We start from the raw sequence: 13,388 nt of genomic DNA, 5'->3' as shown, positions 1-13,388 counted from the left end.
TGAGCCGGACACTCCACCGATGTCGTCGCTCGCTGACGACGGTACCCCCCGCCCCCGGACGGCAACGGTACGGTGTCCACGGCCGCCCGTGATCACTGATCCTCGGTCAGGTCCTGGTACACCGAGAGCAGTTCGCCGACCGTCTTCGCGTCCGCGGGCCGCAGCGGTGGGCGGACCGGGCCGGACGGCAGGCCGAGCCTGCCGAGCAGGCCCTTCGCGGTCACCGTGCCCGGCAGGCCGGACGCCATCATCGACTCGATGAGCGGCAGGGCCCGTTGCTGAAGACGGGCGGCCTCGGCCGTCCTGCCCGCGTCGAACGCGTCGAGGATCGCCCGGAACCGGCGTGGCGCCACGTTGGCGACCGTGCTGACGCAACCGGCGCCGCCGACCGCGTACAGGGCGAGCACCTCCTCGTCGCAGCCCGCGTAGTACGCCAACTCCGTGCGCGCCAGCACCTTCTGGGTGCCGAGCAGGTCGTAGGCGCAGTCCTTGACCGCCACGATCCGCGGATGCTCCGCGAGCCGGATCATCGTGGCGGGCTCGATGCGGGTGCCGGTGCGGCCAGGGATGTCGTACAGCACGAGCGGCAGCCCGGAGGCGTCGGCGACCGCGCGGAAGTGGGCCTCGACGGCGTCCTGCGGGGGCCGGTTGTAGTACGGCGTGACCACCAGCAGGCCGTCCGCGCCCGCCTTCTCGGCCGCGATCGCCAACTCCACGGTGTGCCGGGTGTCCGGGGTGCCGACACCCGTCACGATCGACGCCCGTCCGCCGACCGCCTCGCGTACCGCCCGCACCAGTGCGGCCTTCTCGGCGTCCGTCGTGGTCGGCGATTCGCCGGTGGTGCCGGAGAGCACCAGGCCGTCGCAGCCCTCGGCCACCAGCAGGTCGGCGAGCCGCTGCGCGCCGTCGAGGTCCAGCGCTCCGTCGTCGGTGAAGGGCGTGATCATCGCGCACAGGGCGCGGCCGAAGGGAGGGGAGGCGAGGGTCGTTGTCGTCATGGCGGTAGTCTCCGGCGCCTCTTTGTGTAGCTCCACTTAATTCTTCTTCACGATATTCATTAGGAATGCTGTGGCGTGCCGGCGCCTCTCACCGAAAGCCTCACTCTCCTGGACAAAAAAAGTTTTCGGTGGGAGGGTGGAGCCATGTTGGACGTGACCGTGATCGAGGACCCCGAGGCCGCAGCCGTCTCACTCGACCCCGTACGGGCCCGGCTGCTCGCCGAGCTGGCGGCCGGGCCCGCGTCGGCCGTCATGCTGGCCGGACGCGTCGGGCAGCCCCGGCAGAAGGTGAACTACCACCTCAGGGCCCTGGAGCGGCACGGCCTGGTCGAGCTGGCCGGCGAGCGCCGCAAGGGCAACGTCACCGAGCGGCTGATGCGGGCCACCGCCGCCTCGTACGTGATCAGCCCGCTCGCGCTCGCCTCCGTGCAGCCCGACCCCGACCGCTTCCGCGACCAGCTCTCCGCGCGCTGGCTGCTCGCCCTCGGCGCCCGGCTGGTGCGGGAGGTCGGCTCGCTCGTCACCGGCGCGGCGAAGGCCCGCAAGCGGCTCGCGACATTCGCGCTCGACGGCGAGGTGCGCTTCGCCTCCGCGGCCGACCGGGCCGCGTTCGTCCAGGAGCTCACGGCGGGCCTGAGTGCCCTGATACGCAAGTACGACGCTCCGGAGACCGAGGGCGGCCGCGACCACCGGATCGTCGTGGCCGTCCACCCCACGCTCAGGCCGCCGGCCGCCGGACTCGAGGACGCGCCGTCGCCGGCCGCCGAGCTGGACCCACCGACCGACACCCCCACTTGACGCGCAGGAGCCCATCATGTCCAGGGAATTCGAGATCGTCCGCGAGTTCGAGGCCGACGCCACTCCGGAACAGGTCTGGGAGGCCGTCACCGGCGGCACCGGCGGCTGGCTGTGGCCGATGGACGCCCCCGAGCCGCGCGAGGGCGGCAAGGGGCCCTTCGGATCCACCGTCACGGCGTGGGACCCGCCGCACCGTTACACCAACCGCGTCGAGAACGTCGAAGGCATCCACGAGCAGACCCTCAACCAGCTCGATCACACCATCGAACCGCGCCAGGGCGGCCGACGCGCCTGGGTGCGGTACGTGCACAGCGGGATCTTCGTCGACGACTGGGACAACCAGTACGACGGCGCGAGCAAGCACACCGACTTCTACCTGCACACCCTGCGCGAGTACCTCACGCACTTCGCGCCCCGGCCGGTCGCCTTCGCGACGCTGAACGGCCCCGAGGCGTCCACGGCGGCCGACGCCTTCGACGCGGTGGTGCGGGCGCTCGGGATCGAGGAGGACGCCGTCGCGGGCTCCGCCGTGGAGGTGCGGGGTCCGCAGGGCCGCCTCTTCGACGCCGTGCTCGACTACCGCGACCCGTACTTCGCCGGACTGCGCACCGACGACGCCCTCATCCGCTTCTTCGGGCGCAACCACTGGGGCGCCCCGGTCGGCATCAGCATCCACGACTTCGCGCCCGGCGCCGACGCGAAGGCCGACGAAGCCGCCTGGCAGGGCTGGCTGGACGAGGTCTTCGCCTGACCCGGCGTACCCATGGGACGAGCCCGGCCCCCCGGACGACGGGGCCGGGCTCGTCGGCACGGGAGGCCGGCGGCCGCGCGGGCGGCTACGGCCTGAACCGCAGCACCTGCGGGTCGTGGTCGCTGATCTGGTCGTGGAACTCCGAGTTGATGTGCACGCTGTCGTAGTCGACGTCGCAGCCGCGGCGGATCGAGGGGCTGACCAGGATCTGGTCCAGGACCTGGCTGTTGCCCTGGTAGTCGTACGTGTACCGCTCGCTCTTGCGCAGCGACTTGATCGCCGACCACAGCTCGCCGTCGCCCTCGAGGATCTTCGCGGTGTCGGAGAACTCGAAGTCGTTCATGTCGCCGAGCGCGATGACGTCGGCGTTCTTCTGCGTGTCCAGGATGTCCTCGACGAAGGCGTGCACCTCGGCCGCCTGGAGGTGGCGCTGGGTCTCCGAGCCGCGCGTCGGCGGCTGGTACTGGGCGTGCAGCGCCTGGTCGCCGCCCTTCGAGGCGAGGTGGTTGGCGATCACGAAGACCGTCCGGCCGCGGAAGACGAACTCTCCGACGAGCGGCTTGCGGCTGTCCTTCCAGGCGTCGCTGGCCGGGTCGATGCGGCCGGGGGACACCGTCAGCTGCGCCTTGCCGTGTACCTCGGTGACGCCCACCGCGGTCGTCGAGTCGCCGCCCGGGCGGTCGGTGAAGGAGACCCGCTGCGGGTTGAACAGGAAGACCTGGCGGATGTTGCCGCCCGGCTGGCCGCCGTCCTGGTCGTTGACCGGGTCGATGGAGCGCCACTCGTAGTGCGGGCCGCCCGCCGCGACGATGGCGGCGACGAGCTTGTCCACCGTCTGGGAGGCGTCGACCGTGCCGTCGTCCGTCGCCCCGTCGTTGTCCTGGATCTCCTCCAGGGACACGATGTCCGGCGACTGCAGGTTGTCCACGATCGCGGAGGCGTGGGCCTCGAAGGTGGAGTCGGACGGGTCCAGGTTCTCCACGTTGTACGTCGCCACGGCCAGCTCCCCGCGACCCTGCTTGCGCGTGGTCTCACGCTGCAGGCCGCCGCTCTTGAGGGCGCCGGTCTCCCTCGCGTCGAGGGTGTAGCCGCCGAACTGGTTGTAGTCCAGCGGGCCGGTGGTCGTGCCGGTGAGCGTGTCGCCGACGTCCGCCGTCGGGAAGTCCGCGGCCGGGCCCAGCGACTGGATCTGCAGCCGGCCGGTGTTCTGGGAGCGGTAGGAGCCGTAGACCGTGCCGCCACGGCGGTTGGCGTGCTCGTGCGGCTTCACCGTGACCCACAGCTCGCCGTACCGGTTGCTGGCGGTGACCACGCGGGCGTCGGCGACCTGGACGTTCATGCCCTCCAGGGACTCGTAGTGGTCCAGGGCGTACGTCGCCGGCTCCAGGGCGAGACCGTTGATGGAGCCGTTCGCCGCCGTGTCGCCCGCCGGGGCGTACTCGGCCGGCACGGTCTGCGCGTCGATGACGACGGGCGCCGGGACCGGGTTGCCGCCGGAGAGCACCGTCACCGTCGGCCTGGTGATCTCCGTGACCGACTGGTTGCCGGACGAGGTGCCGCCGGGGACGTACTCCGAGACGGTGCCCGTCACCGTGACCGAGTCGCCGACGGCGGCCTTCGGGGCGGAACTCGTGAAGACGAAGACTCCCTCACTGGTCGCAGGGTCGTCGTCCGGGGTCGGGTCCTGGATCCAGAACCCCTTGGACGAGCCGTAGCCCCGTACGCCCGTGACGATTCCGGCCACGTCCGTGACCTTCTGGCCCGCGAGCGGCGACAGTCGCGTGGTGCCCTGGATGTCATGGATGCGCACGGAGTCCGCGTGCGCCGGGGTGGTGAGGACCACGCCGGACACGGTCGAGCAGACGGCGGCGACGGTGAGCGCGGCGAGACGCGCGGTGGACTTTCTCGGCAACGGGATCCCTCCGGGGACATGCGTGGGCGCCGGGACGAGGGTGGAGCGTGGAACTGCGCAGCCGTGACCGGTGGGGCGGTGGCGACGCGCGCAGAAGGCGGAGGCGTCGGTGAACAAGTGTCCGCCGACTTCTACGCGCGTCAATCTCCTGCCTGGTCAGGGCAGTTGTCAAGGTTTCAGCCATGTACGGCGGCCGAAGGGGAGATGAACCGGGCGGCATGGGTGGAAATCCGTCTAGGCTGAGCCGTGTGTTTCGGGGCGCCCCTCGGTCACTACATACGTCTCAAGGAGACCCTGCCGATGTCAGACAGCTCCCCCTTGCCGCCGGTCCGGCTGCGCTCAGAAGCGGAGCTCGCGCGGGACGCGCTCGCCACGCCCCTGCTCTCCCGCGCCGCCCGGCTGGCCCGCTGGGCCGGCCCGGACACACGGGTCGGCACCGCGGGCGAACTGGTCGAGGAGCAGCTGCCCGCCGCGGCCGAGGTCCTCGGGCTGGCCGGCGAGGACGCCGCCGCCCTCGCGAGCGAGGCATGGCGGGTCGCCGTCGACACCGGGCTGGTGGAGATCGCCGACGAGGAGGAGGGGACGGTCACCGCGGGCGCCGACCTCGCCCTGCTCACCTCCGGAAGCCCGCACGACGTGCTCCGCGTATGGCTCGACGCGCTGGAGACCGTGCTGGCCGACGCGAGCGTGCCCGACCTCGGCGACCTCGTCGACGCCATGGACGAGGGCGGCGAGATCGACTTCTCCTCCCTCGACTGGGACCCCGATGCGGAGGCGGACTTCCTCGACGGGGTCCTCGGAAACCTCTATGTGCTGGCGGTCGGCGAGCAGGGTCCCGGCGACAGCCCGGTGCCGCTGCCCGCCCTCGCCGCGTCGGTCCTCGTGCCCGACGACATGGCCGAGCCCACGAACGACGTCCTGGAACAGGTGTCGGACGCGATGATGCGGCTCGACGACCAGTTCCGGGTTCTCGAACCGATCGGGCTCGTCGACTTCCAGCCCGTCGACGAGGCGCTGTTGACCGATGACGGTGAGGAACCCGCGGCACCCGTCGACGAGACGGACGTCACCCGGTACGGGATGGTGCGGCTGACCCCGCTCGGGCTGTTCGGGATGCGGACCCGGCTGCTGGAGGCCGGGATGACCGCGCCCGCGGTGGGCGAACTGGCGGACAAGGGCGCCGACGTGCTGCTCGACGGTACGTCCGCGTTTCCTCCCCCTGCGGCACAGGCCGAGACGGAGCAGTGGCTGGCGCGCCGCGAACCCCTCACGGCGGCACGTGAGTTGCTCGCGGCGGCACGCGGCTCGGACGCCGGCGCGCCGCTGCGCCGGCTGCGCTGCCAGCAGGCGCTCTCCCTGGTGGGAGCGGACGCGGAGCCGGCCCTGCGTGAGGTGCTGGACGACGCGGAACTGGGGGGCCTGGCACGGGTCTGGCTCACCGAGCACGGCGCGGCCCAGGTGCCCGCGCCGCCCGAGTCGATGGTCTTCTGGCTGACCATCGACACGGTGGCCGCGCAACTGGCCGCCGAGGGCAACTCGGCGGAACTGCAGGCGCTGGTGGAGGGCCTCGCGGCGCAGCACCGCGGTTTCTTCACCACGGCGTGGCGGGTGGACCACCCCGCCACCCCGGAGGTCCTGGAGGCGATGGGGCGCCTGCACCCGGACAAGAAGGTCGCCAAGGAAGCACGGAAGGCGGCGTTCAAGGCCCGTTCCCAGCAAGGGGGCTGAGGTCCGGCCGGTGACCCGGGCCGGGGCCGCCGGCATACGGCGCGCCGGCCGGTGGCCCTTGACCCGGTTTCCGGGCCACCGGACAGCGCCGCCTCAGGAGACGGACCGCTCCACGGGAATCCACAGTTCCGCGTCCGCCCGGGCCCCGTCTTCTGACAGGCGCACCCGCAGGATCTCGGGCCCCGGCACGGTCCGGTATGGATGGATTCGACGGGAACCTGGCTGACGAGGAAGTTCGGATGACACTGCGTCTGCCCCGAGAGCTCCGTGACCGGTTGCGCGCCCATGCACAGCGCGAGCGTCGGTCCCTCAACTCCGAGTTGGTGTACATGCTTGAGGTCGCGCTCGCCGCCGTGGAGGGGGACGACCAATCGCCCTGACGGCGATTGCTCTTTCCTTGCCCTGCTGCGCGGGAAGCCGGATCCTCCCCCGCAAGCGGGAGGTACCCCCACCCCGCCCTGAAGGACGGGCATCCTCCGGCTGCTCGGTGAAAGGCGGCATGGAGCTCAGGGACGTCCTGGCCGATTGGCTGGACTACGACGAAGCAGCCTTTCGGCTCGGGGTGTTCCTGGGTGTCTTTCCGCGTGACCAGAAGCTCTCCTCGGTGAAGCGGATGTTCTGGGTGGACGGATATCCGCTGGGCGACATGTTGGTGGACATCCTTGACCGGATGGCGCAAGCCGGAGTTCTGCTCAAGGATGAGGACGACGTGCGGTACAAGTGGAACCCGGCTCCCATCGACCTGTCGTGAAGGTGCACACGCTGCACATCCGGCTACCGGAGCGAGAGGTGCCGGCCGGGAGTGGACGACTTCGTGCTGCGCCGCCATGGGGTTGCCGTGGTGTGGACGGCGCGTCGGTTCGAGGCCCGATAAGATGCGGAGACGGTCCCCGGTTCGCAAGGAGTATCTGGATGTCGCAGGTCAAGCCCATGCGAGCGGACGCCCGTCGCAACTACGAGCGGTTGCTGCAGGCCGCGGCCGCCGCGTTCGCCGAACACGGCGAGAACGCGTCGCTCGATGACATCGCCAAGCGCGCGGGGGTCGGCTCCGGCACGCTCTACCGCCACTTCCCGACGCGCCAGGCGCTGCTGGAGGCGGCCTACGTCGACCGGATCGAGGCGATCGCCGCCCGGGCGGACGAGATCGCGAAGGAGCTTCCGCCGGGTGAGGCGCTGGTGGAATGGCTCAACGAGCTGTGCGTCGGAACGATCCAGGTGCGCGGCCTCAAGGCACTGCTGGGATCGGCCGTCACGGACGGCAGCTCGGCGGCCGTCACGGCCTGCGGCACATGCATGAAGGAGGCCGCCACGCGGCTGGTCGAGGCCGCGCAGCGGGAGGGGGCCCTGCGGGCGGACGTCGAGCCGATCGAGATCCTCCGGCTGGCCCACGGGGTGGCGACGGCGTCCGAACTCGCCGACGGCGAGGGCAGACACATCCGCCGCTATCTGTCGCTGCTGACGGAGGGGCTGCGGCCGTAGGGCCGCGGCACCACGACCGGCGCGTTCGCGGGCCCCGGCCCGGCGCATCCGCGGTCCCATGGCCGGCGCACCCGCCGGGCCCCCGGCCCGGGGCCCCGCGGGTGCCGTACGACCGCCTACAGCGCCTGCGCCGCCGGCTTCACCATGTTCCGCACCGTGCGGGCCTTGACGAAGTCGCCCATGGCCGTCATCTCCCACTCCCCGGAGAACTGCCGGATGAGCTTGGCCATCATCACGCCCGTCTGCGGCTCGGTGCCCGTGAGGTCGAAGCGGACCAGTTCCTGGTCGGTCGCGGCGTCGACGAGGCGGCAGTACGCCTTGGCCACCTCCGTGAACTTCTGCCCGGAGAAGGAGTTCACGGTGAACACCAGGCCCGTGACCTCCTGCGGAAGGCGTCCGAGGTCGACCATGATGACCTCGTCGTCGCCGGCGCCCTCGCCGGTGAGGTTGTCACCGGAGTGCTTGACGGCGCCGCCGAGGATGGTCAGCTTGCCGAAGTAGCAGCTGTCGATGTGGTTGCGCTGCGGGCCGTAGGCGATCACGGACGCGTCCAGGTCGATGTCCTTCCCGCGGAAGGCGGGCTCCCAGCCGAGGCCCATCTTGACCTGGGACAGCAGCGGACGGCCGCCCTTGACGAGGGAGACGGTCTGGTTCTTCCGGAGGCTGACCCGGCCCTTGTCCAGATTGATCTTCCCGGCGCCGGGAGCCTGTGCGGGCGGGGCCGGAGGGGCGGCGGGCATCGGGGAAGCGGCGGGTGCGGCGACCGGGGCCGGCGCGGCGGGCGGGGGCGGGACGGCGGGCTGCGCGGGCGCGGCCGGCTCTTCCACCGTGACCCCGAAGTCGGTGGCGATGCCCGCCAGTCCGTTCGCATACCCCTGGCCGACCGCGCGGGCCTTCCACACGCCGCCTCGCAGGTAGATCTCCACGACCACCAGGGCCGTCTCGGTGCCGAGCTGCGGGGGAGTGAACGTGGCCAGGACGCTGTTGTCGTCCGCGTCACGGATCGTGGCCGTCGGCTCGATGCCCTGGAAGGTCTGTCCCGCGGCGTCCGGGCTCGCGGTCACGACGATCTTCTCGATGCCCTCGGGGAGCCCACCGGTGTCGACCGTGATCGAGTCGGGGCTCGTGCCGCCGCCGGAGCGGTAGGTCACGCCGGGGCCCGCGGGCTGGTTGTAGAAGATGAAGTCGTCGTCGGAGCGCACCTTGCCGTCGGCGGTGAGCAGCAGGCCCGATACGTCGAGCCGCACCGGGGCGGCGACGTCCACCGTCACGCGGGCGGCGGAGAGAGGGATGTTCGAGCCGGGGGTCATAGCTGTCATGCCTGGGGTAACGAGCGAGGGCGCTTTACCGTTCCCTTACCCACCGCCGTATGGCCGACGCGGCCGGGCCCCCGGCCCCGATCCCCTACGGCACCACCACGATCTTCCTGCCCACCCCCGCCGCGAACTGCTCCAGCGCCTGCGGGTACCGCTCCAGCGGAAGCCGGTCGCTGATGAACACCCCGGGGTCGAGCACCCCGCCCGCGAACAGTTCGGCCGCCCGCTCGAAGCTGTGCAGCACGGCCATCGAACCGGTGATGGTGATCTCCTGGTTGTAGATGCGGTACGGGTCGATCGTGACCCGCGTGGCGTAGTCGGCGACGCCGAACTGCAGGAACGTGCCCGCCTTCGCCACCCGCCCGAGGCCGTCCTGGATCGCCGCCGCGTTTCCCGTGGCGTCCACCACCAGGTCCCAGCCCTGCGGGCGGTCCAGTTCGTCCGCGCTCGCCGCGGACGCCGTCACGCCCAGCCGCCGCGCCGTCTCAAGGCGCGCCGGGTTCACGTCCACCACGTCCACGCTCGCCGCGCCCGTCCGCTTCGCCAGCTCCAGCATCATCAGGCCCATCGTTCCGGAGCCGTAGATCAGGACGTGCGCGCCCAGGCGGGACTGCAGGACGTCGTAGCCCCGGACCGCGCAGGACAGCGGCTCGATCAGCGCCGCGTCCTGGGTGCGGATGTGTTCGGGCAGCCTGACGCAGTTCGCGACCGGGGCCAGCGCGTACTGCGCCGCACCGCCGGCCGTCGTCACACCGATGGCGGCCCACCGCTCACAGAGGTTGTTGTGGCCCGTACGGCAGTACCGGCACTCGTGGCAGTACAGGGACGGGTCCACGGCCACCCGGTCGCCGACCGACACCTCGGTGACGCCGGTGCCCACCCCGACCACCTCGCCCGCGAACTCGTGGCCCGGCACGATCGGCAGCGTGGGCGCGAACTCGCCCTGGAGGATGTGCAGATCCGTACCGCACAGACCGCAGGCCGCGACCTCGACGACGACCTCGCGGGGCCCCGGCACCGGGTCCGGGACCTGGGAGACGACGGCCCGGCCCACGGACTCGATGACGGCGGCCTTCATTTGACGGCTCCCAACGACAGGCCCTGGACCAGCTTGTCCTGGGCGGCGAACCCCGCGGCGAGCACCGGCAGGGAGATGACGAGCGACGCGGCGCACACCTTCGCCAGGAACAGGCCCTGACTGGTGATGAAGGTGGTCAGGAAGACGGGGGCGGTCTCGGCCACCACGCCGGTGAGCACCCGGGCGAACAGCAGTTCGTTCCAGCTGAAGATGAAGCAGATCAGCGCGGTGGCGGCGATGCCGGGAAGGGCGATCGGGGCCACCACACGGCCCAGCACCGTGGGCAGCCGGGCGCCGTCGATCTGTGCCGCCTCGATGACCGCGACCGGCACCTCGGACAGGAAGGACTGCATCATCCACACCGCGATCGGCAGGTTCATGGCGGTGTAGAGCACGACCAGCGCCCAGACGTTGTCGAGCAGCCCGGCGTCCTTGGCGAAGAGGTAGATCGGCAGCAGGCCCGCCACCGCCGGCAGCATCTTGGTGGACAGGAAGAAGAACAGCACGTCCGTCCACTTCCGCACCGGCCGGACGGACAGCGCGTACGCGGCCGGCAGCGCGAGGAGCAGGGTCAGCGCGGTGGAGGCCACCGACGCCGTCGTCGAGTTGATCAGCGAGGGCCAGGGGCTGGCGCCTCCGTCCAGGCCGAAGAACTCGCGGTAGCTGTCCAGGGTGAGGGAGGCGGCGAGGGAGGGCGGGTTGGTCGCCGCGTCCGTCTCGGAGTGGAAGGACGTCAGGGCCATCCAGGCGATGGGCAGCACGAACAGGATGCCGGCCAGCCAGGCGGCCACCCCGAGGGCGCTGCCCCCGAGCCCGGGGCCGGAGCGGGTCCGTCGCGGTGCGCGCGGACGTGGTGCGGCGGTGGCCGTGGTCGTCATGCGCGGGACACCTCCTCACGGAACAGGGACGACACGACGCGCAGGGCGAAGGTCGCCAGGGCGATGGAGCCGATGACGACGAGGACGCCGGCCGCGGAGGCGAGACCGTTCTCGTGCGCCTGGTAGAAGGTCTGGTAGACGGTGTAGGGCAGGTTCGCGGTGCCCAGGCCGCCGGAGGTGATGGTGAACACCGCGTCGAAGTTCTGCACGATGTAGATCGAGCCGAGCAGCACGCCCAGTTCGAGGTAGCGGCGCAGATGCGGCAGGGTGATGTGGACGAACACCTGCCAGTCGCCCGCGCCGTCCATCCGGGCCGCCTCGACCAGCTCGGGGTCGCGGCTCTGCAGCCCGGCCAGCAGGATCAGCATCATGAAGGGCGTCCACTGCCACACCAGCGACGCCTCGACCGCCGTCAGCGGCATGTCGGAGATCCAGTCCGGCTGGGGCGCGCCGTCTCCCCCGATCCAGTGCAGGACGCCGTTGAACAGGCCGTACTCGGGGTTGAACAGCACGTGCTTCCACAGCAGGGCGGCCGCGATCGGCACCAGCAGGAAGGGCGCGATGAGCAGGGTGCGGACGGCGGCCCGGCCACGGAAGCGGCGGTCGAGCAGGAGCGCGAGGACCAGCCCGAGCAGCAGGCTGACGAGCACCACGGTGACGGTCAGCAGGACGGTCGTCCACACCGACTTGCGCAGTTCCGGGGTGCTGAGCACGTCGGAGTAGTTGGCGAGTCCGGCGAAGCGGCGGTCGTCCGGGTAGAGCGCGTTCCAGTCGAAGAACGAGATCACCAGGGTCGCCACGAACGGCAGCTGCGTCACGACGATCATGAAGATCAGCGCGGGCAGCAGAGGGGCCCGCGTGGCCCACGCGCGCATGCGGTTCGGCGGCCGGGCCGCCGGCCGCGCGGAGGCGGTGGCGACCCGGGCGGTGCTGGTGACGGTCATGATCCCTCGTACTTCCTGGCGACGGCCTCGGCGTACTGCTGCGACTTCTTCAGCGCGCCGTCCACGGACTGCCGGCCCGCGATGGCGGAGCTGATCTCCTGGGAGACCTTGGTGCCCAGGTCGGTGAACTCGGGGATGCCGACGAACTGGATGCCCGGCGCGGGGCGCGGCTGCACGCCCGGGTCCTCCGGCCTGGCGCCCGCGATGGCGTCCCGGGTGACGTCGGCGAAGGCGGCCGCCTCCTGGTGGTACTGCGGGATGTCATAGGTCGACGTGCGCTTGCCGGCGGGCACGTTGGCCCAGCCGGCCGTCCTGCCGACGAGCTTCTCGTAGTCCTTGCCGGACGCCCACGAGATGAACTTCCAGGCGTCGTCGGCGTGCTGGGACGCCTTCTGGACGCCCCACGCCCAGGTGTAGAGCCAGCCGGAGCTCTCCGTCTTCTCGACCGGGGCCGGAACGTAGCCGATCTTGCCCTTGACCGGGGACCCGGGGGCCTCCAGCGAGCCCGCGCCACTCGTGGCGTCGTACCACATCGCCGTCTTGCCCTGCGTCATGTCGTTCAGGCACTCGGCGAAGCCGGACTGCGCGGCGCCCGACTCCCCGTGCCTGCGGACCAGATCGACGTAGAACTGCGTGGCCTGCCGGAACTCCTCCGAGTCCAGCCGGGCCTTCCAGTCCTTGTCGAACCAGGTGCCGCCGAAGGTGTTGACGACCGTGGTCAGCGGCGCCATCACCTCGCCCCAGCCGGGCAGCCCGCGCAGGCAGATGCCCTTCATGCCGGGTTCGGCGCCGTCCGCCTCGGCGGCCAGGCCGGCGACCTGCCGCCAGGTGGGCTTGGCTGGCATGGTCAGGCCCTTCTTCTGGAAGACGTCCTTGCGGTACATCAGGAAGGAGGACTCGCCGTAGAAGGGCTCGCCGTAGAGCTTGCCGTCCGCGGCGGTGAGGGCCTGCCGCATGGGCGCGAGGATGTCCTGCTGGTCGAAGGCGGTGTCGCTCTTGACGTACGAGTCGATCGGGTGGAGCCAGCCGTTCTTGGCGTAGATCGGGATCTCGTAGTTGCTGAGCGTGGCGACGTCGTACTGGCCCGCCTGGTTGGCGAAGTCCTGGCTGATCTTGTCTCTGACGTCGTTCTCCGGCAGGACGGTGAAGTTCACCTTGATCCCGGTGTCCTTGGTGAAGTGGCCGGCGGTGAGCTTCTGCAGCTCCACCATCTGGGGGTTGTTCACCATCAGGACGTTGATGGAGTGGGCGGAGGATCCGCCGCCGGCGCCGCCGGCGCCCGAGCAGGCGGCGAGCAGGGGGCTGATCAGCGTTCCTGCGGCGGCCACGGCAAGCAGGGTGCGGGGCGTTCGTCGGCTCTGGGTTCGCATGGGGTGCTCCTGGTCGCTCATGGGTGGTCGACGGCGGGGCCGTCGGATGTCGGCGGTGTGAGGGTGTGCGGGTCCGCCGTGCGGCTCGCCGGGGCGGCGGGCGGACGGTTGTGGGAGGGGTGTGCGGTTGTCCGGA

General features: G+C 71.2%; 13 protein-coding genes and 1 pseudogene. 6 read left to right on the top strand and 8 right to left on the bottom strand.

Going from position 1 to position 13,388, the window contains the following annotated elements:
• Positions 1 to 92: 92 nt before the first annotated feature.
• The gene (gene dapA / locus ACZ79I_RS08740) at positions 93 to 998 is read right to left on the bottom strand and encodes a 4-hydroxy-tetrahydrodipicolinate synthase (RefSeq protein WP_471495755.1); all 906 of its coding nucleotides are present in this window, start codon (positions 996 to 998) and stop codon (positions 93 to 95) included.
• 144 nt (positions 999 to 1,142) lie between these two features.
• On the opposite strand from dapA, the gene ACZ79I_RS08735 reads away from it, so the two are divergent.
• Both ACZ79I_RS08735 and ACZ79I_RS08730 read left to right on the top strand, forming a co-directional pair.
• Positions 1,143 to 1,796 carry an ArsR/SmtB family transcription factor gene (locus tag ACZ79I_RS08735; protein WP_471495753.1) on the top strand — a complete coding sequence of 218 codons (654 nt, stop codon included), beginning with the start codon at positions 1,143 to 1,145 and terminating at the stop codon, positions 1,794 to 1,796.
• A 16-nt stretch (positions 1,797 to 1,812) separates the two neighbouring features.
• The gene (locus ACZ79I_RS08730) at positions 1,813 to 2,547 is read left to right on the top strand and encodes an SRPBCC family protein (protein WP_471495752.1); all 735 of its coding nucleotides are present in this window, start codon (positions 1,813 to 1,815) and stop codon (positions 2,545 to 2,547) included.
• An 85-nt stretch (positions 2,548 to 2,632) separates the two neighbouring features.
• Here the strand turns inward: ACZ79I_RS08730 and ACZ79I_RS08725 are convergent, their stop codons facing one another.
• Entirely contained in the window at positions 2,633 to 4,459 is a 1,827-nt protein-coding gene (locus ACZ79I_RS08725) for an endonuclease/exonuclease/phosphatase family protein (protein ID WP_471495750.1), read from the bottom strand.
• 300 nt (positions 4,460 to 4,759) lie between these two features.
• On the opposite strand from ACZ79I_RS08725, the gene ACZ79I_RS08720 reads away from it, so the two are divergent.
• Positions 4,760 to 6,187: a hypothetical protein gene (locus ACZ79I_RS08720; protein ID WP_471495749.1), complete on the top strand. Its 1,428-nt coding sequence runs from the start codon at positions 4,760 to 4,762 to the stop codon at positions 6,185 to 6,187.
• 93 nt (positions 6,188 to 6,280) lie between these two features.
• On the opposite strand, the pseudogene ACZ79I_RS08715 reads toward ACZ79I_RS08720, so the two are convergent.
• Positions 6,281 to 6,391: pseudogene (locus tag ACZ79I_RS08715) on the bottom strand (AraC family transcriptional regulator); the annotation flags it as partial.
• 35 nt (positions 6,392 to 6,426) lie between these two features.
• Between ACZ79I_RS08715 and ACZ79I_RS08710 the strand changes: the two are divergent.
• From ACZ79I_RS08710 to ACZ79I_RS08700, 3 genes are all read left to right on the top strand, one after another.
• A complete protein-coding gene (locus tag ACZ79I_RS08710; protein ID WP_471495747.1) occupies positions 6,427 to 6,567 on the top strand; it encodes an Arc family DNA-binding protein in 141 nt (46 codons plus the stop codon).
• A gap of 119 nt (positions 6,568 to 6,686) precedes the next feature.
• Positions 6,687 to 6,938, top strand: coding sequence for a hypothetical protein (locus tag ACZ79I_RS08705; RefSeq protein ID WP_471495745.1), 252 nt, complete (start codon positions 6,687 to 6,689; stop codon positions 6,936 to 6,938).
• A 161-nt stretch (positions 6,939 to 7,099) separates the two neighbouring features.
• Positions 7,100 to 7,666: a TetR/AcrR family transcriptional regulator gene (locus ACZ79I_RS08700; RefSeq protein ID WP_471495743.1), complete on the top strand. Its 567-nt coding sequence runs from the start codon at positions 7,100 to 7,102 to the stop codon at positions 7,664 to 7,666.
• Between the two features lie 116 nt (positions 7,667 to 7,782).
• Here ACZ79I_RS08700 and ACZ79I_RS08695 read toward each other — a convergent pair whose 3' ends face one another.
• The 5 genes from ACZ79I_RS08695 to ACZ79I_RS08675 all read right to left on the bottom strand — a co-directional run bounded on the left by ACZ79I_RS08695 (position 7,783) and on the right by ACZ79I_RS08675 (position 13,252).
• Positions 7,783 to 8,976: a TerD family protein gene (locus ACZ79I_RS08695; protein ID WP_471504827.1), complete on the bottom strand. Its 1,194-nt coding sequence runs from the start codon at positions 8,974 to 8,976 to the stop codon at positions 7,783 to 7,785.
• A 94-nt stretch (positions 8,977 to 9,070) separates the two neighbouring features.
• The gene (locus ACZ79I_RS08690) at positions 9,071 to 10,060 is read right to left on the bottom strand and encodes a zinc-dependent alcohol dehydrogenase family protein (protein ID WP_471495741.1); all 990 of its coding nucleotides are present in this window, start codon (positions 10,058 to 10,060) and stop codon (positions 9,071 to 9,073) included.
• The gene (locus ACZ79I_RS08685; RefSeq protein WP_471495739.1) at positions 10,057 to 10,938 is read right to left on the bottom strand and encodes a carbohydrate ABC transporter permease; all 882 of its coding nucleotides are present in this window, start codon (positions 10,936 to 10,938) and stop codon (positions 10,057 to 10,059) included. Before ACZ79I_RS08685 ends, ACZ79I_RS08690 begins: the two co-directional genes overlap by 4 nt.
• On the bottom strand, positions 10,935 to 11,882 hold the full coding sequence (locus ACZ79I_RS08680) for a carbohydrate ABC transporter permease (RefSeq protein ID WP_471495737.1): 948 nt from the start codon (positions 11,880 to 11,882) through the stop codon (positions 10,935 to 10,937). The genes ACZ79I_RS08685 and ACZ79I_RS08680 overlap by 4 nt, the downstream gene beginning before the upstream one ends.
• Positions 11,879 to 13,252, bottom strand: a complete 1,374-nt coding sequence (locus ACZ79I_RS08675; protein ID WP_471495735.1) for an ABC transporter substrate-binding protein — start codon at positions 13,250 to 13,252, stop codon at positions 11,879 to 11,881. The genes ACZ79I_RS08680 and ACZ79I_RS08675 overlap by 4 nt, the downstream gene beginning before the upstream one ends.
• Between the last annotated feature and the right edge of the window lie 136 nt (positions 13,253 to 13,388).

Source organism: Streptomyces sp. PSU-S4-23, from assembly GCF_055632315.1.
The sequence above is the reverse complement of the archived record's forward strand: the minus strand, read 5'-3'. Positions and strand labels throughout refer to the sequence as shown.

Excerpts from the sequence above, each read along its gene's own strand:
- dapA (WP_471495755.1), bottom strand. The coding sequence starts at position 998 with ATGACGACAACGACCCTCGCCTCCCCTCCCTTCGGCCGCGCCCTGTGC.
- ACZ79I_RS08710 (WP_471495747.1), top strand. The coding sequence starts at position 6,427 with ATGACACTGCGTCTGCCCCGAGAGCTCCGTGACCGGTTGCGCGCCCAT.
- ACZ79I_RS08700 (WP_471495743.1), top strand. The coding sequence starts at position 7,100 with ATGTCGCAGGTCAAGCCCATGCGAGCGGACGCCCGTCGCAACTACGAG.
- ACZ79I_RS08720 (WP_471495749.1), top strand. The coding sequence starts at position 4,760 with ATGTCAGACAGCTCCCCCTTGCCGCCGGTCCGGCTGCGCTCAGAAGCG.
- ACZ79I_RS08685 (WP_471495739.1), bottom strand. The coding sequence starts at position 10,938 with ATGACGACCACGGCCACCGCCGCACCACGTCCGCGCGCACCGCGACGG.
- ACZ79I_RS08675 (WP_471495735.1), bottom strand. The coding sequence starts at position 13,252 with ATGCGAACCCAGAGCCGACGAACGCCCCGCACCCTGCTTGCCGTGGCC.
- ACZ79I_RS08735 (WP_471495753.1), top strand. The coding sequence starts at position 1,143 with ATGTTGGACGTGACCGTGATCGAGGACCCCGAGGCCGCAGCCGTCTCA.
- ACZ79I_RS08695 (WP_471504827.1), bottom strand. The coding sequence starts at position 8,976 with ATGACCCCCGGCTCGAACATCCCTCTCTCCGCCGCCCGCGTGACGGTG.
- ACZ79I_RS08690 (WP_471495741.1), bottom strand. The coding sequence starts at position 10,060 with ATGAAGGCCGCCGTCATCGAGTCCGTGGGCCGGGCCGTCGTCTCCCAG.
- ACZ79I_RS08680 (WP_471495737.1), bottom strand. The coding sequence starts at position 11,882 with ATGACCGTCACCAGCACCGCCCGGGTCGCCACCGCCTCCGCGCGGCCG.
- ACZ79I_RS08705 (WP_471495745.1), top strand. The coding sequence starts at position 6,687 with ATGGAGCTCAGGGACGTCCTGGCCGATTGGCTGGACTACGACGAAGCA.
- ACZ79I_RS08730 (WP_471495752.1), top strand. The coding sequence starts at position 1,813 with ATGTCCAGGGAATTCGAGATCGTCCGCGAGTTCGAGGCCGACGCCACT.